Below are 19,743 nucleotides of genomic sequence, written 5' to 3'. Positions count from 1 at the left end.
GCGCGGTTCGCAGCAGCAGGCCGGGCCGTACCGAGCACCACCACACACCGCAGCACCACCAACCGGGGGAGAAACCAGGACATGACCGCTTCCGCCGAACCCCTCGTCCGCATCGTCCGCGGCAGCCTCTCCGACGAGGAACTCGCCGCCCTGACCGCCGTTCTGGCGGCCCGCGCGGCCGTCGCCCAGCAGACCTCGGGCGCCACGCAGATCGAGCCGATCGCCAACTGGCAGCGGCTGGAGCGCCGCCCGGCCTACTACTCGCCGGTCAGCTGGCAGCAGGCCGCCTGACGGTTGCGGGCCTCCCCCGACGGCCGGTCACCCCATCCGGGTGACCGGCCGTCGGGCCGTTCCGGCCTCCGGCGCCGGTCCCGGGCGGCCGCACACCGTTCGCACCCATCCGATCGGGCACGGAGCGGCTCGGTAGGATACCTACCGGACGGTTCGCTCCCGTCGCCCCGTCGGCCCCCATAGGATCGGCCGCTGCCGAGGTACAGAACTTTCCAGGGAGGCTGCGATGGCCAGGCAGGCCCGCGCGCTGGCGACCCGCCAGGCGGTGCTCCTCGCGGCCGCCGAGGTGTTCGACGAGCGGGGCTACGCCGCCGCCACGATGGCCGAGATCCTGGACCGGGCCGGCGTCACCAAGGGCGCGCTGTACTTCCACTTCCACTCCAAGGAGGAGCTGGCGCTCGCCGTGATCGAGGGCCAGGGCGCCTGGATCGCCTCCTGGGTGCCGTCCTCGGACAGCCCGGTGCAGACCCTGATCGACCTCGGTTACGCGTTCGCCCGCGCGCTCCAGGAGGACCCGCTGGTGCGCGGCAGCATCCGGCTGACGATCGAGCACGGCAGCTTCACCCAGCCGCAGATCGCCGCCTACCAGGGCTGGATGGACCTGGTCCGCGAGCTGCTGGAGCGCGCCCGGGAGGCCGGGGACCTCCACCCGGGGGTCGACCTGGTGGCGGCTTCCGGGGTGATCACCGGCGCGGTGACCGGGATCCAGCTGAGCTCCCAGGTGCTGGCCGACCGGCAGGACCTGATCCAGCGGATGGCCGACCTGTGGACCCTGCTGCTGCCGGGGCTGGTCCAGCCCCATGCGCTCGCCCGGCTCAGCGTCGCCGAGCGCCGCTGACCGCCTCCACCGCTCAGACCCGGTAACGCGCGCGGTCCTCCGGCCCCACCAGGGCCGGCAGCGCGGCCGCCCAGAGCCGCCGGACGGCCTCCGGGGCCGGGTGCCCGGCCCGGTCCGCGGCCAGCAGCACCTGACCCGCCACCACCGTGGTGACCAGCTCGGCGCAGGCGTGCCGGTCCGCCCCCGGGCGCAGCTCGCCGGCCCGGTCGGCGCGGTCCAGCAGACGGTGGACGACGGCGGTGAGGCCGCGCCAGGTGGTGTCCGGTCCGGGGCCGCCGCCGTCCGGTCGCGGCCCCTGGCGGCCGAGCCGGACGCCCGCCCGCACCACCGCGTCCTCGCGCAGCAGCCGGGCCAGCTCGTGGGTGAGGTCGATCAGCCTCTGGACGGCCCGGCCCTCGGCGCGCAGGGCGCGCAGCGCGGCCGCGCCGATCTCCCGCCCGGCGGCGGCCCGCACTCCGTCGGCCAGGGCCTGCTTGGAGACGAAGTGGAAGTAGAGGGCGCCCTTGCTCACCCCGGCCCGGCGACTGATGTCGACCAGGCTGGCGGCCTCGAACCCGACCTGCGCGAAGGTGTCCGCGGCCGCGAGCAGCACGGCCTGCCTGGTCCGCCCCGCGCGTTCCTGCTTGACCACTGACCCCTCCGGACTCCGCCGGTCGCGCTCCCCGCCCCACCCGGCTGCTCTCGGCGCCCTCGGTCGGTGGCGGCGCCTCGCATGCGGACGGCACCCGCCGAAACCGCATGGTTGGTATCTAATCTAGCGCCTGTGTCGACCCCGCCGTCCAGCGGGGACCGGCCCCCGTCCAAGGTCTGCCCTCACCGTTTCGGGCATCCTCGCAGACCAGGGGCCCGGTAGCGTGTCCGGTCCGGGCACTGCGGCGGAGCCACCCCGGCCGCAGAACACAAACCGGGTGGTATGTATGTTTTGCTGCGGGGCGTCCGTAGCGGCCGCTCGACCGAGACCCTGGAGCTGGGGCCAGTCATGCCATTGATCGTAGAGCCGGGCGTTCACGGCCCGTACGCCCACCCCGGCTCCGGCGTACGTCCGAACGCGGCCCCGGGCACCGGCTACGACTTCCACGACCGGACCGTCTCCCGGCACCTGGTGCACCGCGCCTCGGTCTCCGAGGTCTTCCTCACCGGCTGGCAGGCCACCGGCCCGTACGACTTCCTGCTCGGCGCCCAGTGGCCCCGGCTGCACGGCTTCTACCGGCTGCCCGGCGACCGCTACCACGACCCGGTGCTGATGGCCGAGACCGTCCGGCAGGCCGGGCTGCTGATCGGCCACGCCGGCTTCGGGGTGCCGCGCGACCACCACTTCGTCATGGAGGACCTCGCCTACGCGCTCGGCGAGGCGGGCCTGCCCGGGCTCGCCGTCACCACCGGGCCGACCTCGCTGATGCTCTCCGTCGGCTGCCAGGACGTCCGGATGCGGCACGGCCGGCTCGCCTCGCTGCGGGTGCACGCCGAGATCACCCGGGACGGCCTGCCCATCGGCCACGGCTCCGGCCAGCTGCGGGTGGTCACCCCCGCCTCGTACGAGCGGCTGCGCGGCCCCGGCCGGGGCGTCGGCACCCCGCCGCTGCCGCCGGAGCCCGCCGCGCCCGAACTCGTCGGCCGGGCGCAGCCCGCGGACGTGGTGCTCGGCCCGACCCTGCGGCCGGACACCTGGCTGCTGCGCGCCGACGCCGGGCACCCGGTGCTGTTCGACCACGAGCTGGACCACGTGCCCGGGATGCTGGTGCTGGAGGCCGCCCGGCAGGCCGCCCAGCGGCTGCACCACCCCGAGCCGGTGGTGCCGGTCGAGCTGGTCACCTCCTTCGACCGCTACATCGAGCTGGACCGGCCCTGCTTCGTCCGGGCCGTCCGCGAGCGGACACCGGACGGCCGCCGTACCCCCGTCCAGGTGCGGTTGCTCCAGGACGGGCGGACGGCGGCCGAGTGCCGGCTGCTCACCGAGCCGGTCGACGGTCCGCGGGTGCCGGTCCGCCGGGACGCCTTCGAGGGCCGCCCCGCCGTTCCCGGCCTGCTGCCGCTGGCCAGCTGAGCCGACCGGAACGGTCTCCGTCAGGCGGCCACCAGGGTGGCCGGCCGGCCGGCGTGCATCACGCTGAGGTTGGCCGCCAGCCGGACCGGGTCCTGGGCCAGCCAGAGCCGCAGCGCCGCGCCCAGGGCGGCGCTGGCCGACTCGATCCGGACGTCGGTGATCTGGGCGATCCGGGCCGCGCCGGGCACCAGCAGGTCGGCCAGCGCGGTCGGCAGCCAGACGGTCAGCGCGCACGGCGCCGGCGTCGCGAGGGCGCTCAGCAGCCGGTAGGCGTCCCCCGGTGCGCTGAGCGTGGGGATGATGTCCAGCAGAGCGTCGGCCACCACTTCGGACACGTCGCTCCGGTGTCCCTGGGCGAGCCGTCGGAGCAGCAGCTGCTCGGCGGCGGTGATTCGGACGGTCAGCATGACCTCGTCGCACTCCATTGCGCGATTTCCTCCTCGTTCCTCCCCGTACCGGCACGGACGGCCGGCACGAACTACCCCTGTTGCACCTCGGCCCGGCCACCTCCTGCGGAAAGCCGGGCCGGTCGGTGCGCCGCCCCGGTCAGATCCCCGCGTAGGAGTGCTTGCCGGTGACGAAGATGTTGACGCCGTAGTAGTTGAAGAGCCAGCAGGCGAAGGCCGCCAGCGCCAGGTACGCGGCCTTGCGGCCCTTCCAGCCGGCCGTCGCGCGGGCGTGCAGGTAGCAGGCGTAGGCGACCCAGGTGATGAACGACCAGGTCTCCTTCGGGTCCCACTCCCAGTACTTGCCCCAGGCGGCCTCGGCCCAGATCGCGCCCGCGATGATGGTGAACGTCCACAGCGGGAAGACCAGGGCGTTGATCCGGTAGGACAGCTTGTCGAAGGTGGACGCGGCGGGCAGCCGGCGCCAGATCGACGGCGAGGTGCCCAGCGGGCCGGTGGTCAGGCCGGCCGCCATCCGCTTGTCGAAGGAGTCCTTGCCGAGGTACAGCAGGGTGGCGATGAACGCCGCGTAGAAGGCGCCGCCGCAGAAGATCGCGGTGGAGACGTGGATCGCCAGCCAGTACGAGTGCAGCGCGGGGACGAGCTGCTCGGAGTCGGTGTACAGCACCTGGGTCGCGATGCCGAGCGTGAGCAGCACCGCGACGGTGACCGGCAGGCCGAGCCAGCGGACGTTCTTGCGCGCGGCCAGCAGGGCCACGTAGGCGGCCGTCATCGCGAAGGCGAAGGCGCAGGAGAACTCGTACATGTTGCCCCACGGCCAGCGGGAGACCGAGAGGCCGCGGGCGACGATGCCGCCGCCGTGCAGCAGCAGCGCCAGGACGGTGAGCGAGATCGCGATGCGACCGGCCAGGTCGGCCTTCTCACTGGTGCCGGCCGCGCCCGGACCGTCCACGTCCTCCTCGCCGCGGCCGCCGGTGACCACGGTCGCGCCCTCGCCCGCCAGGACCGTGCGGGTGAGCGTGGTGGTGCCGCCCTTCGCCCCGGCCACCGTGACGGTGACCTTCTTGGCGGCCTTGATCTCGGCGGCGGCGACGGTCTCGGCCAGGTTGCCCGACTGCTCCTTGGAGCGGACGGCGACCGCGCCCTTGCTGCCGAACGTCCACTCGAACATGTGGGCGAACATGGCGATCGTGTAGACCGCCATCGCCGAATAGATCAGCTTGTTTGAGAGGTCGGCCAGCTGTGGGTCGACTCCCGAGGCGAGATGCACCGTCTACTCCTTGGAGTTCTGGTCGGCGGGGACTGCGGGGTCTGAGGCCTCGGCCTCGGGGTCGTCGGGTCCTGATTCCTCGGCCCCGGCCGCAGCCCCGGCTTCGGCTGCGGCTGCGGCTGCGGCTTCGGCTTCGGCTTCCGAGGTTCCGTCCTCGTCCTCCTCCGACGCCGGGGCGTCGTCCTGGAGGTCCACCGCGAGCTCGGCCAGCTCCTCGGCGATCTTCGCCGACTCGCTGCGGGCCAGGCCGGCCAGCTCCACCTGGGTGCCGCCGCCCGGCAGGGCCACCGCCCGCACCCAGATCCGCCGGCGCTGGATGAACAGCGAGCCGATCAGGCCGAGGATCGCCAGCACGGCGCCGGTCAGCGCGATCGCGTTGCCGGGGCGGTGCGAGACGTTGAAGCTCGCCCACTGCTTGTAGCCCTCGAAGGTGACGCTGCCGTAGCCGTTCGGCAGGTCCCAGCCCTGGCCGGGCTTGAGCAGGGCCTTGGCCGGCTGGCCGTCCTGCTGCAGCTGGGTCAGCTTGGAGGTGTTCAGCTGGTAGATGTTCTGCGGCAGGCCGGAGTCGGTGCCGAGATCGCCGGAGAAGGCGTTCAGCACCAGCTCGGGGGCCGCGTCGCCGGGGAACAGCGAGATCGGGCCGGTACCGGCGAAGCTCAGCGGGGCGGTCGGCAGGAAGAAGCCGGAGAAGCCCAGCTGGGTCTTGTTGCCGTCCGGGCCGACGCCGTAGTCGGACACCTTCACCACGCCGGTCGAGGTCAGGTTGGCGTCCTGCGGCAGGAACGGCACGACGTCGTGGTAGACCACGTCGCCCTTGCCGTTCTTCACGGTGATCACCGGGGCGTAGCCGTGGCCGATCAGGTAGACCTTGCTGCCGCCGATCTCCAGCGGGTGGTTGACCTCGATCGTGCCCTTCTTCAGCTTCGAGTCGTCGCTGCCCTGGTAGTACTCCACGTTCGCGGTGAACTGCCGGGCGGCGCCCATCTGGTCACCGGTGTTCTGGAACTTCGAGGTGAAGTTGTCGAGCTTCAGGTAGAAGGGGTCGAGGTCCTGGTTCCCGTAGAACCGGGTGCCGGTGAAGTCGTCGAGCTGGGTGATGGTGTTGGAGTAGCCCTGGCCCTCGACCATCAGCTTGCCGCCGGTGCCGGAGGCCAGGCTGGCCCAGGCGAAGCCGCCGAGCAGCGCGAACAGCGACAGGTGGAACAGCAGGTTGCCGACCTCGCGCAGGTAGCCCTTCTCGGCGGCCACCGAGCCGCCGGACAGGTTGGCGCGGAAGCCGCGCTTGCGCAGCAGCCGGTGGGCGGCGGCGTTCACCTGCTCCGCGTCCGCCCCGGTGCGCCAGGCCGCGTACACCGGCATCCGGGTCAGGTTGCGCGGCGCGGTCGGCGGCTGGGAGCGCAGCACGCCGACGAACTGCCAGGTGCGCGGCACGATGCAGCCGGCCAGCGAGACGAACAGCAGGATGTAGATCGCGGAGAACCAGACCGAGCTGTAGACGTCGAACAGCTGGAGCTTCTCGTAGATCGGCGCGACCGCGGTGTGCTGCGCCTTCCAGGTCTGCACCTTGAACTGGTTCTGGCCGTTCTGCGGGATCAGCGAGCCGGGGATGGCGGCCAGCGACAGCAGGAACAGCAGGATCAGGGCGACGCGCATCGAGGTCAGCTGGCGCCACATCCAGCGCGCCCAGCCGAACGGCCCTATGCCGGTCGGCCCCTCGGACTCGACCGGCGCGGTGCTGAGCCGCTCGGCGGCGCCGTCGTCGTCGGGCGCCGGGGGCAGCTCGGTATCGGTCGTGGTCTTGCTCACGGTCAGATTCCGATCTGGGAGTCGGCGGTCCAGGACTGCAGTTCGCTCATCCAGGAATCCCAGATCCCGGTGACGAGCAGCAGACCGACCGCGACGAGCATGCCGCCGCCGATCCGCATGACGAGCGGGTAGTGCCGCTTGACCCACCCGAAGGCACCCAGCGCCCGGCGGAACGCCAGCGCGGCCACGATGAACGGTACGCCGAGGCCCAGGCAGTAGAAGGTCATCAGCAGGGCCCCGCGCGCCGCGTCCGCCTGGTTCAGGGACAGGGTCTGGACGGCGGCCAGGGTCGGGCCGATGCAGGGCGTCCAGCCCACGCCGAACACCATGCCCAGCAGCGGCGCGCCGAGCAGGCCGACGGCCGGACGGCGGTGCGAGCGCACCTCGCGCATGCTCAGGCCGGGGACGAGGCCCATGAAGGCCAGGCCCATCACGACGGTGAGGGAGCCGAGCACGATCGAGATGACCCGCTTGTGCTCCTGGAGCGTGTTGCCGAACTGGCCGAACAGCGCCCCGCCGGAGACGAAGACCACGGTGAAGCCGAGGATGAACAGCGTCGCCCCGAGCAGCATCCGGCCGCGCCTGGTACCGCGGGCGTCGGCGAGGTCGGCGGCGGAGAAGCCGGTCACGTACGACAGGTAGCCGGGCACCAGCGGCAGCACGCAGGGCGAGAAGAAGGAGACCAGCCCGGCCGCCAGCGCGATCGGCGCCGCGGCCAGCAGCGCACCGCTCTGCACGGTGGTGAAGGTGTCCGCCAGCGGGAGGCCGGCCGGCTGGAGCGGCGCACTCACTGCTGCTGCTCCGTGACCACCGGCTGGACGATCGACTCCAGCGCCTCCTGGGTCGTCCCGCCGACGGCTCGGGCGGCCAGCTTGCCGTCGCGGTCGATGACCAGGGTGGTCGGGATGGACTGCGGGTTGAGGCTGCCCTTGGGGAACTTGAGCAGCTGGGTGCCCGCCGGGTCGAAGATGCTCGGGAAGCCGACGCCCTGCTCCTGCTCGAAGCGGACGGCGTTGGTCTTGTCGGTGTCCCGGGTGTTGACGCCCAGGAACTGGACGCCCTTGTCCTTGTACTCGTCCGCGACGGCCTGGAGGTTCTTCGCCTCGGCCCGGCACGGCCCGCACCAGGAGCCCCACACGTTCAGCACCACGACCTTGCCCCGGTAGTCCGAGAGCTTGACCTGGTTGCCCTCCAGGGTCTCCCCGGAGATGTCCGGCGCGTCCCCGCGCTTGCCCGCCTCGGCCTTGGACAGGTTGGTCCCCTTGACGGTGACGAAGCCGACCTGGCCTTCGCTGCTCGACGAGCCCGAGGAGGAACAGCCGGTGAGGACGAGCGCAGCGGCGGCGACTGTGGCGGCGGCTGCGGCGACACGGGGACGGGGGCGCGTCATGGCAGACATGTGAAAAGTTTCGCATGGAGTTCCGGGCGGGTTCGGGGGGGTCCTCCCTTGCGCGGCACACCCGCTCTGACCTGCGAAGACTTCGGGTCACCCGGCGCTCGCCAGGTGACCCGAAGTCATACTTACGCACCGCTTACGGACCTCAGGCGCCGAAGCTCCTGCCCACCGGCTTGTCGCCCTTGCGGCCCTTGCCGATCAGGTGCGCGGGCAGCAGGTCGCGGGCCGGCTCGCGGTAGCCGACCGAGACGATCTTGTCGCCCTCGAAGGTGAAGCTGGTCAGCGAGGCCAGCGAGCACTGCCGGTTGCGCGGGTCGTGCCAGAGCCGGCGGCGCTCGACGAAGGAGCGGAGGATCCAGATCGGCAGCTGGTGGCTGACGCAGACCGCCTCGTGCCCGCGGGCGGCGTCCCGGGCGGCGCCGAGCGCGCCCATCATCCGCACCGCCTGGTCGAGGTACGGCTCCCCCCAGGAGGGCTTGAACGGGTTGGTGAGGTACTTCCAGTAACCCGGGTTCCGCAGCGAGCCGTCGCCGACGCCGAAGGTCTTGCCCTCGAAGACGTTCTCCGCCTCGATCAGCCGCTCGTCCACCGCGACGTCCAGGCCGTGCGCCTTGGCGATCGGCGCGGCGGTCTCCTGGGCCCGCTCCAGCGGGGAGGCCACCACGTGGGTGATGTCCCGGTCGGCCAGGTCCTCGGCGACCCGGTCCGCCATCTGCCGGCCCAGTTCGGACAGGTGGTAGTCCGGCAGCCGCCCGTACAGGACGCCCTCCGGGTTGTGCACCTCACCGTGGCGCATCACGTGGACGACGGTGATCTCTTTGGCGCTCACTTCTCGACTACTCCTGGATTCAGGCCGTTGCGGCGGCAGCGGCACGGGCGGCGGCCGGCAGGGCGGCGGCGATCCGCTCGATCGCCCGCTCGTCGTGGCTCGCCGAGACGAACCAGGACTCGAAGGCGGACGGCGGCAGGTAGACGCCCTCGGCCAGCATCGCGTGGAAGAAGGCGGTGAAACGGTACGCCTCCTGAGTCCTGGCCTCGTCGTAGTTGGTGACCGCGGCCTCGGTGAAGAACACCGAGAACATGTTCCCGGCGGTCTGCAGCCGGTGCGCCACGCCCTCCTTGGTGAGCGCCTCGGAGACCAGGCCGGAGATCTCGGCGGAGACCCGGTCCACCGTCGCGTACACCTCGTCGGTGCAGCCGCGCAGCTGGGCCAGACCGGCCGCGGTGGCGACCGGGTTCCCGGACAGGGTGCCCGCCTGGTAGACCGGGCCGGCCGGGGCCAGGTGGGCCATCACGTCGGCGCGGCCGCCGAAGGCCGCGGCCGGGAAGCCGCCGCCCATGACCTTGCCGAAGGTCAGCAGGTCCGGCGCCCAGCCCTCGTTCGCCGCCTCCAGGCCGTACCAGCCGGCCTTGGAGACGCGGAAGCCGGTCATCACCTCGTCGGAGATGAACAGCGCGCCGTTGTCCCGGCAGAGCCGGGCCAGGCCCGCGTTGAAGCCGGGCAGCGGCGGGACGACGCCCATGTTGCCGGGCGAGGCCTCGGTGATCACGCAGGCGATCTCGCCCGGGTGGGCGGCGAAGGCCTGCTCGACGGCGGCCAGGTCGTTGTACGGCAGCACGATGGTGTCGCCGGCCTGGGCGCCGGTGACGCCCGGGGTGTCCGGCAGGCCGAAGGTGGCCACGCCGGAACCGGCGGCGGCCAGCAGCGCGTCCACGTGACCGTGGTAGCAGCCGGCGAACTTGACCACCTTCGCCCGGCCGGTGAAGCCGCGGGCGAGCCGGATCGCGGACATGGTGGCCTCGGTGCCGGAGGAGACCAGGCGGACCTGCTCGACCGGGGCGACCCGGGCGACGATCTCCTCGGCGAGTTCGACCTCGCCCTGGCCGGGCGTGCCGAAGGAGGTGCCGAGGGCGACGGCCCGCTGGACGGCGTCGATCACGGCGGGGTTCGCGTGGCCGAGGATCATCGGACCCCACGAGCACACCAGGTCGACGTACTCACGGCCGTCGGCGTCGGTGAGGTAGGGGCCGGTGCCGGACACCATGAAGCGCGGCGTGCCGCCGACCGCGCGGAAGGCGCGCACCGGGGAGTTGACGCCGCCGGGCGTGACCACGGAGGCGCGATCGAACAGCGACTGGGACTGGGGGGCTTCGTAGGGGTAGCTCACGGGAGACATGGTCTCAAATCGTGTCCTTGAGCTCTGCATGTCCGGCCCGATCATCTGGAACGATGATCCGGGCACCGTTGTCTGTACGGTTGTCCGTGACGCTTGTCCATGGCAGTTGTCCGTGGCGGTCGTGCACGGCGGGGCCGCTGACTGTTCCGCAGCACGGACCAGTCAGACTGTGTGCACAGAGTGCGCGAGCGCTCCGGTTGTGTACAGGGGTGTGGAGAGGACTGCTGTGTGCCGCGAGTGGGTACGGCCCGCGAGTAGGCACGGCGGCGCATGACGGGTAAGGAGCACGTCCGGTGGGCGCCGGGCGTGCGGGGGTCTGTCGATTCCGGCGAATTCCGGTGAGGATGGTCCGAGTGTCCGAGGCGCAGGACGGCTTCGACGAGGCGGCGGGTGGCTCCCGCAGGCCCGCCGAAACCGCACGCGGGGGTACGGGAGCGGGTACGGGTCGTGGTCGTCGCGGCGGTGAGAGGCGGGGTGAGGGACGCGTGGGGGTGACTTACAAGTACTTCGGCGCACCGGACCGCGCGACCGCCGCCAGAGTCCCCACCGCCCTCGGTCCGGGCGGGCTCGGCCTGGACGCCGGCGAACTCGGCGCGCTGGGGCGGCTCGGCGACCTGATGGAGACCAGCGGCTCCCCCACCGGCCACCTCTCCACCAAGATCAAGCCGGAGACCATGAGCGCCATGGTCCTCACCGGCATCCAGGGCGTCCCGCTGCACCAGGTGCCGCCGCTGGAACTCGTCGTGCTGCACCCCGACTACGCCGTCGTCCAGCTCCCCCACAACGTGGTCGAGCCGCTCCGCAAGGCGGACGAGACCGAGCTCGGCGCCGCCGCCTTCATCTGGTCCACCGTCCCCGACCGCCGCGGTCCGCGCGACGCCTTCGTGATCTATACGATGCTGCACGAATGGCAGGACTTCGCGAACCGGCTGCACGAGGCCGGGCACCAGCTGTACTGCCTCGTCTGGCCGTAACAGGGCACACCACGGGGGAAACTTCATGACGTACGCGGCACCGGCCGCGGGAGCGCCCTCCCGCGGCCGGTTCGAGGCCGTCTGTCCACTGCTGCTCATGGGCGTCGGGCTGGCCTGCACCTGGTGGTCCGCCGACGAAGTCCGCGGCGTCCAGCGGTTGTTGAGCAAGTGCCAGGACAGCGACGGCGCCCCGGGGTACATCCTGCCGCTCGGCTGGACGGGCGTGGCACTGGGCGCGCTCGCGACCTGTTGGGCCGTCTGGATCGTGGTGGCCGCGTTCCGGCGGCGGTCGTTGCTGCGCGTGGGCTTCCTGCACGGTGTGCTGGTGGCCCTGCTGCCGGTCCTGGTGGTCGCCGTCGCGCTCCAGGCCGTCAGCGCGCGGGACGACGGCGACTACACCCGCCACCGCCACCACTACTGCTCCGGCTGAGGATCAATTACCTCCGTCTGCGGCTGAGTTGACGGTCGGCCGGAGCACCGCCGCCGCCAGCACCAGCGCCACCGCGAGCAGCCCGGCGGCCACCGTGAAGGCGAGCCGGAAGCCGCCGGTGAGCGCCTCGGCCACCGGGTGCCCGGCGGCGGCCAGGGCTCCGGTACGGCCGTCGGCGAGGGTGGTGAGCACCGCGACGCCGAGCGCGCCGCCGACCTGCTGGGTGGTGTTGAACAGGCCCGAGGCGGTGCCCGCGTCCTCCGGCCCGGCGCCGGACATCCCGAGCACCGCGAGCGCGGACAGCACCAGCCCGCCGCCGCCGATCAGCAGCATGGTCGGCAGCAGGTGGACGGGATAGTCGGCGTCGGCCGGCAACCGGGCCAGCAGGCCGAGCGCGACGACCAGCATCGCGAGACCCGCGAGCAGCACCGCCCGCTCGCCGAACCGGGCGCCCAGCCGGGCGGAGAGCAGCAGCGACACCGCGCCGATGGCGACCGCGGCCGGCAGCATCGCCAGGCCGGTGGCGGCGGCGCCGTAGCCGAGGACCTGCTGCAGGTAGAGGGCGACCAGGATCTGGAAGGCGAACATCCCGGAGATGGTCAGGAGCTGGACGGCGTTGGCGCCGGAGACGTTGCGGGAGCGGAACATCCGCAGCGGCAGCAGGGGTTGGGCGGCCCGGGTCTGGCGGAGCAGGAAGGCGGCCAGCAGGCCGAGCGAGAGCGCGCCGAGACCGAGGGTGCGGGCCGAGGTCCAGCCGTGGGCGCCGGTGCCGACGATGGTGTAGATCCCGAGCATCAGGGCGGCGGTGATCAGCGCGGCGCCCAGGGCGTCGGCGCCGGCCCGCAGGCCCGGGCCGTGGTCGGGCGCCAGCACCCGGACGGCCAGCAGGACGGCGGCGAGGCCGAGCGGCAGGTTGATCAGGAAGATCCAGTGCCAGCTGAGGGCCTGGGTGAGGACCCCGCCGAGGACCTGCCCGATCGAGGCGCCGGCCGCGCCGACGAAGCTGAACGCGCCGATCGCGCGGCCGCGCTCGCCGGGCTCGGGGAAGAGCGTGACGACCATGCCGAGGCTGACCGCCGAGGCCATCGCACCACCGACGCCCTGGAGGAAGCGGGCGGCGATCAGCATCCCCTGCTCGGTGGCGACGGCGCAGAGCAGCGAGGCGGCGGTGAAGAGGGCGAGTCCGGCGACGAAGACGCGCTTGCGGCCGATCAGGTCGCCGAGCCGGCCGGCGAGCAGGAGCAGCCCGCCGAAGGCGATCAGGTAGGCGTTGACCGTCCAGGTGAGGTCGGCGGGCGAGAAGTGCAGGTCGTCCTGGATGGCGGGCAGCGCCACGGTGACGATCGAGCCGTCCAGGACGATCATCAGCATGCTGGCGCAGAGCACCGCGAGGGCCAGGGCGCGGGGACGGGCGGGGGCCGCGGGCGCTGTGTCCGGCGCGGCCGGGGCGTGCGTGGTCATGGCGATTCTCCCGGTTCGACGAGTACCGGGAAGGAAGCTATCAGATTGTTTTGTTCGGGACTATCTATCTGGGAACAAAAGTCAGGCCCGGGGACGTCGGGCACGACGGACGGTGCGTTCGCTCTCGACCGGCTCCGCCAGGTGCCCGTCCACCAGGCGGGTCAGGGCGGAGACGAAGGCCTCCTGCTCCGGCTGCGGCAGCGAGTCCAGCAGTTCGCGGTGGACCCGGTCGGCGATCGCGGTGCCCTGCACGACGGCCCGCTCCCCCGCCTCGGTGACCGAGATGATCCGGGCCCGGCGGTCGGTGGCGGACGGGCGGCGCTCGGCCAGACCCGCCTTCTCCAGCTCGTCGACGGTGACCACCATGGTGGTCTTGTCCAGGTCCGACAGCTCGGCCAGCTGGATCTGGGTGCGCTCGGCCTCCTGCGCGTGGAACAGCACGCAGTAGGCGCGCGGGGTGATCCCGAGCTCGGTGAAGGCCGCCGCCATCCGGGTCGCCAGCACGTGGCTCGCGTGGTCCAGCAGGCCGGAGATGTCGCAGATCTGGCGCACGGGCGGGGTCGTCGTCATGCGTCCGAGGTTAGCAACGGCCCGTCTGCTGCCGGATGATCCCGTACCCAACCAACCGGGTTAGGGGATGCCCAGCTCGAACAGCGCATAGCCGGCGTACCAGCCCGCCGCGATCACCGGCATCGCGAACATCCCGACCAGCGAGGAGGTCCGCACCCGGCGCAGCGCCACCGCCAGGCCGATGAACAGCGGGAAGGCCGGCAGCAGGTAGCGCGAGATGTTGCCGAAGATCTGGTTGCTGCTCAGCGCGGTGAAGATGGTCAGTGCGGTGTAGACCCACAGCACCAGCGGGGGGCCGGCCTGCCGGAGCAGCACCAGCAGGCCGGGCAGGGCGATCAGCAGCGCGATGGCGATCAGGTCCGGGACGGGGTTGGACTGCCAGAAGTCCCAGTGGCCGGTGATCACGTCCATGATCGTGCGCAGCGTGGAGGCGCCGAAGTCGAAGTAGCGGTTCCAGGCACCGCGCTGGAGCTTGAAGTAGCCGCCCCAGTCGCCCATCCGCCAGCCGACCCAGGCCACGTAGCCGATCAGCCCCCACGGGGTGATCAGCATCGCGGTCAGCGGGCGGGCCACCCCGTCGGTGCGGCGGACCAGCGCGACCAGCGCGGCGATCGAGACCGCGGCGATCAGCGCGGCGGCGGTCGGCCGGTTGAGGCCCGCGACCAGCGCCAGCAGGCCCGCGGCGATCCAGCGGCGGGTCATCACGCAGTAGCAGGCCCAGGCGGACAGCGCGACGAACAGCGAGTCCGAGTAGACCGCCCACTCCACACCGGAGCCCGGGAACAGGCCCCAGACCACCGCGGCGATCACGCCCGCCCGGAAGCCGGCCAACCGCTCGGCGATCGCGAAGATCCCGGCCGCGGCGACCAGCGAGGCCAGCACCGAGACGACGATCCCGGAGCCGTACGGACCGAGTCCGGTCACCGCGCCGACCAGCCGCATCAGCCAGGGGTAGAGCGGGAAGAAGGCGGCGGAGTTCTCGTAGTAGGTGGCGAGCGGGAAGCCGTGCAGCGGGATCAGCTGCGGGTCGTACCCGTTCTCGGCGATCCGCTGGTACCAGATGCCGTCCCAGGTGCCCAGCACGTCCCAGGCGTGGGCGCCGCCGCCGCGGCCGACCTGCTTCTTCAGGTAGTCGCCGGTGTGCTCCAGCAGCACCAGGAAGACGGTCAGCCCGATCGCCTTGACCACCGCGTACGCGCCGAGCGCGGGCGCGAAGCGGTCCACCAGCACCCCGAACCGCCCGGGCGCACGGCCCGTCCGCTCCTCGGGACGCTCCCCGTCCGCCGGCACCGGCTCGGTGCTGGACGGCTCAGTGCTGGACGACTCGGTGCTCGATGCCGTGCTCATCTGCTCTGGGTACTCCCCGCCCCGCTCATGGTGCGCGCGGCTCCGGCGCAACGACGTTCCCGAGAGCCTACGGCACGGCCCTTCCGGGCCCGCCCTCCCCCGCCCGGCCCGGAAAACCCGTGGCGGGCGGAAGCCGGCGGCAGCGACGATGCGGCCATGCCGCTCCACCCGCCGAAGCATCAGATCCGGGCGCTCCACACCGCCGACACCATCACCGTCTACCAGGCCTTCGGGCCCCGGATCGCCGAACCGGCCGCGGCCGAGGGGCGGTTCCCGGAGGCGTTCCAACGGGACCGGATGACGTGGATCAAGCCCTCGTTCCTCTGGATGATGCACCGCAGCGACTGGGCCCGCAGCCCGGGACAGGAGCGGGTGCTCGCGTTGGAGATCAGCCGTGAGGGCTTCGACTGGGCGCTGGAGCGGGCCGTGCTGAGCGCCTACACCCGGCGGGTGCACGAGTCGCAGGCGGCGTGGAAGCGAGAGCTGCGGCAGAGCCCGGTGCGGGTGCAGTGGGATCCGGAGCGCGGGCTGAACCTCGGGGCGCTGGAGTGGCGGGCGATCCAGGTCGGGCTGCGCGGCGGGGCGGTGCGGCGCTACGCGGACGAGTGGATCCGGCGGATCACGGACGTCACCGGGTTGGCCGAGCGGGTCCGGCGGGAGCGGGATCCGGGGCTGCTGCCGGTCGAGACGCCGTACCCGATGAGTGCGGCCGTCGCCGCCCGGTTGGGGGCGGCGACGGCCTGAGTCACGTCAGCCGTGGACGTAGACGATGCCGAGCTTGGTGAGCTGCCAGAGCTGGGCGGGGGCGCCGGTGTCGGTGGCGAGTTCGACGTAGGGGTTGCCCTTGGCGTCGAGGGTGGCGCCGGTGGCCAGGACCTTGGTCGGGTCCGCCGAGTCGGCGATCTTGTAGTTGCCGTTGCCGGCCGGCTTGAACACCCAGTGCTGGTTGGCGCCGCCGTTGCAGCCCCACTGCTGGATCCGGGTGCCGGGGGCGGTGGAGGCGGCGTTGGCGTCCAGGCACATGTCGCGGTTGCCGCTGAAGTCCAGCTCGTAGCTGCCGCCGGACTTGGCCTCCAGGACGAAGGACTGGTTCAGCCCGCCGGCCGCCGGGTAGCTGATGGCGGCCCGGCCGTTGGTGGAGTCGCCGTAGGTGCCGCCGCCGGAGAGGTCGAGCGCGTTTCCGGTGGCGGCGTTGGTGAGCTGGTACCAGGAGCCGTCCTCGGGGACGTCCCCGAAGGGCTTGCCGGGCGTGAGCGGCTGGATCGACGTGGTGTTCTGCTGGTTGAGCGTGCAGTACGCCTCGGTCTGGTCCGGCTTGGCGAAGAACTGGCCGAGGCAGACGCCCTCACCGCGGTAGCCGGCCACCCGCAGGTGGTACGACTGGCGGACCATGTTCATGCACAGCCCGGGGATGCCGATCTGGGAGTCGCAGCCGTTGCGGGCCCACTCGGAGAGGTTGATGACGTCCCCGTTGGAGTACTCGTACGGGGAGGTCGTCCACTCCGCGCACACCTCGTGCCCGAAGGCGACCCGCCGCTGGTCCAGGTACCGCACGCCGGGCACCTGTTCGGCCGCGCCGCGGAGCGCGTCGCTGAAGGTCGGGACCACCCAGTTGTGCCCCCAGGCGAGGTCCTCGGGGAAGGCCGGGCAGCCGTCGGTGATCTTGCCGAGGTAGTCGTTGCGCCGGATGTCCGGGGTGATCGGGTTGAAGTACGACTGGTAGACCAGCTGGTACGAGGAGTCGGCGTAGCCCGCCTTGCGCATGGTCTGCCGGATGTTCTGCAGCGCGGCGACGACCTTGGGCTGGACCCGCTTGGCCCGCTGCCGGATCTCGTCGCTGCCGATGGTGTCCCGGCAGCCCTGGTCCTTCGGGATCGGGAAGTACTGCGCCAGGCAGTGCATCATGATGCCGCTGAAGTCGAAGTCGTCGTTGGCGCCGATCGTGACGACGACCATCTTGACGTCGTACTTGCCCGCCGTGTCGGCGAGTTTGACGTCCTGCTTGGGTTCGCCGAAGTCTCCGCTGCCGGGGCCGGTGATCTTGGCCAGCTCGGGGTCGCTGACCAGGTCGCCGGTCTGGGCGCCGGAGCAGGCGAGGTCGATCGGGGTGACCCCGGGGATGTCGGTGACGAAGATCTCCGACTTGGGGTGCCGGTGGCAGTAGTTGGTGGGGGTGTCGGTCTCGGGGAAGTAGCCGTCGCCGGTGTCGGTGCCGGCGCCCTCCCCGGAGATGGCGCTGTCGCCGAGGGCGACGATCGCGGCCGGGCGGGTGGCGGCCGGTGCGGGGGCGCCGTCGGCGAGGGCGGCGGGGGCACCGGCCAGGCCGAGGGTGGCGACGAGGACGCCGGTGGCGAGCAGCGCGGCGGACCGGGACGAGCCCGTTCGCGCCCTTCGCGCCGCGGACGTGCGGAACCTGATCACACGCGACTCCTTGCGGGGGCGGGGAACCGCCGGGCCGGGGGTGCCGGGCGGTGCGGAGCAAGAGAGGTGCCAAAAGGTGAGCAGGTCTCACATTCTAGGTACTGACAAGTAGTGCAACAAGGCTCGTGACAACACCGGGAACTGACGCCGCGCCCACCGTGCGAGCGCGGAAAAGCCGCCGCTCCGCGCCCCAGGAGGGAAGCGCGGAACGGCGGCTCTCACCGGCCGAACCGGGTGGGGAATCAGCCCGCGTTGAGGCAGTGGTTGCCGAACGCCGGGTTGAGCAGCCCGATGACGTTGACCGAGTTGCCGCACGCGTTGATCGGAACGTGCACCGGGATCTGAATCTGGTTGCCCGAGATGACACCGGGGGAACCCGCGGCGACACCCTGGGCTCCGGCGCTGGCCATCGCGGTGCCGGCGCCGGCGGCCACGATGCCCACCACGGCCGCACCGACGGCGGCGGTCTTCTTGACGCTCATGTGAGCCTCCTGACTGTTCAACAGAGATGCACGGGGAGTGCGACATCTAGAACGAGACCCGTCCGGACCGGTTGCGACGACACCTCCACTGTCACTCGTCCGGCCTAACGCAGCCCGGGTGACCGGCATTCGGGTGATCAGCCGGCCGGACCGTTTCCCCCCGCGCTCTGCCTCGTTCTCCCTGACGAAGACGATCCACCCCGGCCCTACTCATGAATCGAGTACCGCCCATGCGCAGCTCGCCCACGGCCTCGTCGGCACCGAGGCCACCGGCAAGTCGGTCGACGTGGCGGGCCCCCCAGAACCCGGCGTTCGGCGGCACCGCCTGAACGCCTGACCGGGAATTCCTGGTCGCGCCTCCAACCGAACCGTCCCCGGCCGTGCGGGGGCCTTTCGCGGGGCGCCGGAAAAACGCGACGGCTGCGTCGACGCCCGAGCCATGGGCGGACACGCCGGTGTGCGCCGTCGGAGTGACATTCACGGCAATCCCTGAACCCTTCGGGTGAACATTCCTGCTCGCCCGACTCCCGACACCTCAATTCCGTCGGGCAGAAATCGGAGGAAATCATGCGCAACATCAAGAAGGCCGCAGTCCTGTCGCTGGCCGCCACCGGTCTGGTGCTCGGTGCCGCCGGCGGCGCGTTCGCCAGCGCGGGCGCCGAGGGCGTGGCCGCCGGCTCCCCCGGTGTCATCTCCGGCAACCAGCTCCAGGTCCCGATCCACATCCCGATCAACCTGTGCGGCAACACCGTCGACATCATCGGCCTGCTGAACCCGGCGTTCGGCAACACCTGCGTCAACGCCGGCTGAACCCGCTGTCGCCGCACCGGCGACAGCTGATTCACCCGAGCCCGTGCGGCGCCCCGCAGTGTCGGGGCGCCGCACGCTCCACCCGTGTGTGATCGAGGAGATCAACCCCCATGCAGAACGTGAAGAAGGTCGCCGTCCTCTCCGCCGCCGCCGCCGGCCTGGTGCTGGGTGCGGCGGGCTCCGCCGCCGCGAGCGCGGGCGCCGAGGGCGTGGCCGCCGGCTCCCCCGGTGTCGTCTCCGGCAACCAGATCCAGGTGCCGATCCACATCCCGGTCAACCTGTGCGGCAACACCGTCGACATCATCGGTGCGCTGAACCCGGCCTTCGGCAACACCTGCGCCAACGTGGAGGCGCACCCGAAGCCCGCGGACGACTGCTGATCCCCGATCGGCACGCATCTCGGCCGTCCTGCCCCCCGACCAGTCGGCCGGGGGGCAGTTCGGCATCCCCGGACCGGACGTCCGGGGCCTCAGGGCCCGCCTCCGGGTTCGGCCGGACCGGGCCCCACTCCACCGAAGGGTGATCCGCATGGTTTCGAAGAAGGGCGCGGCCGGACTGGCCGCCGCCGCGGGCGCGGTGGTGCTGCTCGGCGCCGGTTCGGCGCAGGCCGCCACCGCCCCGGGCCACCAGCCCGCGACGGGCCCGGCCTCGCTGGCGAGGACCGACGTCGGGCAGGCGCTGAACGGCACGACGACCGGGCTCGGCTACGGCGTCGCGCCGCTCAAGAGCCTGCGTCTGGACCCGTGGGCCAACTCCTCGGCCGACGTGCTCAACAACGGCGCGACCATCCAGCCGGACCAGGGACTGGCACCGGTCGGCACCGGCATGCTGACCGGTCCGCTGAGCGCGGGCGGCGGGGTCAAGGACCTCCCGCTGGTCGGCGGGCTGTCCGGCGTCCTGCCGGGCTGAGCTCCCGGACGCGGGGGGGGCCCGCCCCCCCCCCCGGGGGGCCGGGGGGGGGGGGGGCGCCCGGCCGCGGCCGGGGGCCGGGCGCGGGGCGGGGGGCGGCGCGGGCCGGG

22 protein-coding genes are annotated in these 19,743 nt (G+C 72.3%); 9 read left to right on the top strand and 13 right to left on the bottom strand.

Going from position 1 to position 19,743, the window contains the following annotated elements:
• Positions 1-81 precede the first annotated feature (81 nt).
• Together ACIRVF_RS29650 and ACIRVF_RS29645 are read left to right on the top strand one after the other, a co-directional pair.
• Positions 82-291, top strand: coding sequence for an acyl-CoA carboxylase epsilon subunit (locus tag ACIRVF_RS29650; protein WP_402824339.1), 210 nt, complete (start codon positions 82-84; stop codon positions 289-291).
• 226 nt (positions 292-517) lie between these two features.
• Complete coding sequence (locus ACIRVF_RS29645; RefSeq protein ID WP_380412682.1) at positions 518-1,129, top strand: ScbR family autoregulator-binding transcription factor; 612 nt, start codon at positions 518-520, stop codon at positions 1,127-1,129.
• Between the two features lie 13 nt (positions 1,130-1,142).
• Here ACIRVF_RS29645 and ACIRVF_RS29640 read toward each other — a convergent pair whose 3' ends face one another.
• Positions 1,143-1,760, bottom strand: coding sequence for a ScbR family autoregulator-binding transcription factor (locus tag ACIRVF_RS29640; RefSeq protein WP_402824335.1), 618 nt, complete (start codon positions 1,758-1,760; stop codon positions 1,143-1,145).
• 348 nt (positions 1,761-2,108) lie between these two features.
• Here ACIRVF_RS29640 and ACIRVF_RS29635 point away from each other — a divergent pair, with 348 nt between their 5' ends.
• The gene (locus ACIRVF_RS29635; RefSeq protein WP_402824332.1) at positions 2,109-3,173 is read left to right on the top strand and encodes a ScbA/BarX family gamma-butyrolactone biosynthesis protein; all 1,065 of its coding nucleotides are present in this window, start codon (positions 2,109-2,111) and stop codon (positions 3,171-3,173) included.
• Positions 3,174-3,193: 20 nt separating this feature from the next.
• On the opposite strand, the gene ACIRVF_RS29630 is transcribed toward ACIRVF_RS29635, so the two are convergent.
• The 7 genes from ACIRVF_RS29630 to hemL all read right to left on the bottom strand — a co-directional run bounded on the left by ACIRVF_RS29630 (position 3,194) and on the right by hemL (position 10,229).
• Complete coding sequence (locus ACIRVF_RS29630) at positions 3,194-3,598, bottom strand: hypothetical protein (protein ID WP_030284256.1); 405 nt, start codon at positions 3,596-3,598, stop codon at positions 3,194-3,196.
• A gap of 121 nt (positions 3,599-3,719) precedes the next feature.
• Positions 3,720-4,850 carry a c-type cytochrome biogenesis protein CcsB gene (ccsB, locus tag ACIRVF_RS29625; RefSeq protein WP_402824329.1) on the bottom strand — a complete coding sequence of 377 codons (1,131 nt, stop codon included), beginning with the start codon at positions 4,848-4,850 and terminating at the stop codon, positions 3,720-3,722.
• Positions 4,851-4,853: 3 nt separating this feature from the next.
• Positions 4,854-6,656 (bottom strand): cytochrome c biogenesis protein ResB, encoded by a 1,803-nt coding sequence (locus ACIRVF_RS29620; protein ID WP_402824327.1) that lies wholly within the window; start codon positions 6,654-6,656, stop codon positions 4,854-4,856.
• A 2-nt stretch (positions 6,657-6,658) separates the two neighbouring features.
• Positions 6,659-7,447 carry a cytochrome c biogenesis CcdA family protein gene (locus ACIRVF_RS29615; protein WP_402824324.1) on the bottom strand — a complete coding sequence of 263 codons (789 nt, stop codon included), beginning with the start codon at positions 7,445-7,447 and terminating at the stop codon, positions 6,659-6,661.
• Positions 7,444-8,055 (bottom strand): TlpA family protein disulfide reductase, encoded by a 612-nt coding sequence (locus ACIRVF_RS29610; protein ID WP_402824321.1) that lies wholly within the window; start codon positions 8,053-8,055, stop codon positions 7,444-7,446. Before ACIRVF_RS29610 ends, ACIRVF_RS29615 begins: the two co-directional genes overlap by 4 nt.
• A 142-nt stretch (positions 8,056-8,197) precedes the next feature.
• Positions 8,198-8,848, bottom strand: coding sequence for a histidine phosphatase family protein (locus ACIRVF_RS29605; RefSeq protein ID WP_402824425.1), 651 nt, complete (start codon positions 8,846-8,848; stop codon positions 8,198-8,200).
• 52 nt (positions 8,849-8,900) lie between these two features.
• On the bottom strand, positions 8,901-10,229 hold the full coding sequence (gene hemL / locus ACIRVF_RS29600) for a glutamate-1-semialdehyde 2,1-aminomutase (protein WP_402824318.1): 1,329 nt from the start codon (positions 10,227-10,229) through the stop codon (positions 8,901-8,903).
• A gap of 491 nt (positions 10,230-10,720) precedes the next feature.
• Between hemL and ACIRVF_RS29595 the strand changes: the two genes are divergently transcribed.
• Positions 10,721-11,203, top strand: coding sequence for a hypothetical protein (locus ACIRVF_RS29595; RefSeq protein WP_072655062.1), 483 nt, complete (start codon positions 10,721-10,723; stop codon positions 11,201-11,203).
• 25 nt (positions 11,204-11,228) lie between these two features.
• Positions 11,229-11,633 (top strand): hypothetical protein, encoded by a 405-nt coding sequence (locus tag ACIRVF_RS29590; protein WP_402824314.1) that lies wholly within the window; start codon positions 11,229-11,231, stop codon positions 11,631-11,633.
• A gap of 3 nt (positions 11,634-11,636) precedes the next feature.
• Here the strand turns inward: ACIRVF_RS29590 and ACIRVF_RS29585 are convergent, their stop codons facing one another.
• The 3 genes from ACIRVF_RS29585 to ACIRVF_RS29575 all read right to left on the bottom strand — a co-directional run bounded on the left by ACIRVF_RS29585 (position 11,637) and on the right by ACIRVF_RS29575 (position 15,011).
• On the bottom strand, positions 11,637-13,094 hold the full coding sequence (locus tag ACIRVF_RS29585; RefSeq protein ID WP_402824311.1) for an MFS transporter: 1,458 nt from the start codon (positions 13,092-13,094) through the stop codon (positions 11,637-11,639).
• An 81-nt stretch (positions 13,095-13,175) separates the two neighbouring features.
• Positions 13,176-13,664 carry a MarR family winged helix-turn-helix transcriptional regulator gene (locus ACIRVF_RS29580; RefSeq protein WP_402824308.1) on the bottom strand — a complete coding sequence of 163 codons (489 nt, stop codon included), beginning with the start codon at positions 13,662-13,664 and terminating at the stop codon, positions 13,176-13,178.
• 60 nt (positions 13,665-13,724) lie between these two features.
• Positions 13,725-15,011 carry a glycosyltransferase family 39 protein gene (locus tag ACIRVF_RS29575; RefSeq protein WP_402824305.1) on the bottom strand — a complete coding sequence of 429 codons (1,287 nt, stop codon included), beginning with the start codon at positions 15,009-15,011 and terminating at the stop codon, positions 13,725-13,727.
• 156 nt (positions 15,012-15,167) lie between these two features.
• Here ACIRVF_RS29575 and ACIRVF_RS29570 point away from each other — a divergent pair, with 156 nt between their 5' ends.
• Positions 15,168-15,755 (top strand): DUF4291 domain-containing protein, encoded by a 588-nt coding sequence (locus ACIRVF_RS29570; RefSeq protein WP_402824303.1) that lies wholly within the window; start codon positions 15,168-15,170, stop codon positions 15,753-15,755.
• Positions 15,756-15,761: 6 nt separating this feature from the next.
• On the opposite strand, the gene ACIRVF_RS29565 is transcribed toward ACIRVF_RS29570, so the two are convergent.
• Positions 15,762-17,432, bottom strand: coding sequence for an RICIN domain-containing protein (locus tag ACIRVF_RS29565; RefSeq protein ID WP_402824301.1), 1,671 nt, complete (start codon positions 17,430-17,432; stop codon positions 15,762-15,764).
• Positions 17,433-17,674: 242 nt separating this feature from the next.
• Entirely contained in the window at positions 17,675-17,914 is a 240-nt protein-coding gene (locus ACIRVF_RS29560; protein ID WP_402824298.1) for a chaplin, read from the bottom strand.
• 567 nt (positions 17,915-18,481) lie between these two features.
• On the opposite strand from ACIRVF_RS29560, the gene ACIRVF_RS29555 reads away from it, so the two are divergent.
• From ACIRVF_RS29555 to ACIRVF_RS29545, 3 genes are all read left to right on the top strand, one after another.
• Positions 18,482-18,724, top strand: a complete 243-nt coding sequence (locus ACIRVF_RS29555) for a chaplin (RefSeq protein ID WP_402824295.1) — start codon at positions 18,482-18,484, stop codon at positions 18,722-18,724.
• A 110-nt stretch (positions 18,725-18,834) separates the two neighbouring features.
• Complete coding sequence (locus ACIRVF_RS29550) at positions 18,835-19,104, top strand: chaplin (RefSeq protein WP_402824292.1); 270 nt, start codon at positions 18,835-18,837, stop codon at positions 19,102-19,104.
• Positions 19,105-19,252: 148 nt separating this feature from the next.
• Positions 19,253-19,633 carry a hypothetical protein gene (locus ACIRVF_RS29545; RefSeq protein ID WP_402824289.1) on the top strand — a complete coding sequence of 127 codons (381 nt, stop codon included), beginning with the start codon at positions 19,253-19,255 and terminating at the stop codon, positions 19,631-19,633.
• The last annotated feature ends 110 nt before the right edge of the window (positions 19,634-19,743 follow it).

The organism is Kitasatospora sp. NPDC101157, from assembly GCF_044768255.1.
Taxonomy (GTDB): domain Bacteria; phylum Actinomycetota; class Actinomycetes; order Streptomycetales; family Streptomycetaceae; genus Kitasatospora.
Note: the sequence above shows the minus strand (reverse complement) of the source record. Positions and strands in the feature narration are given on the sequence as shown.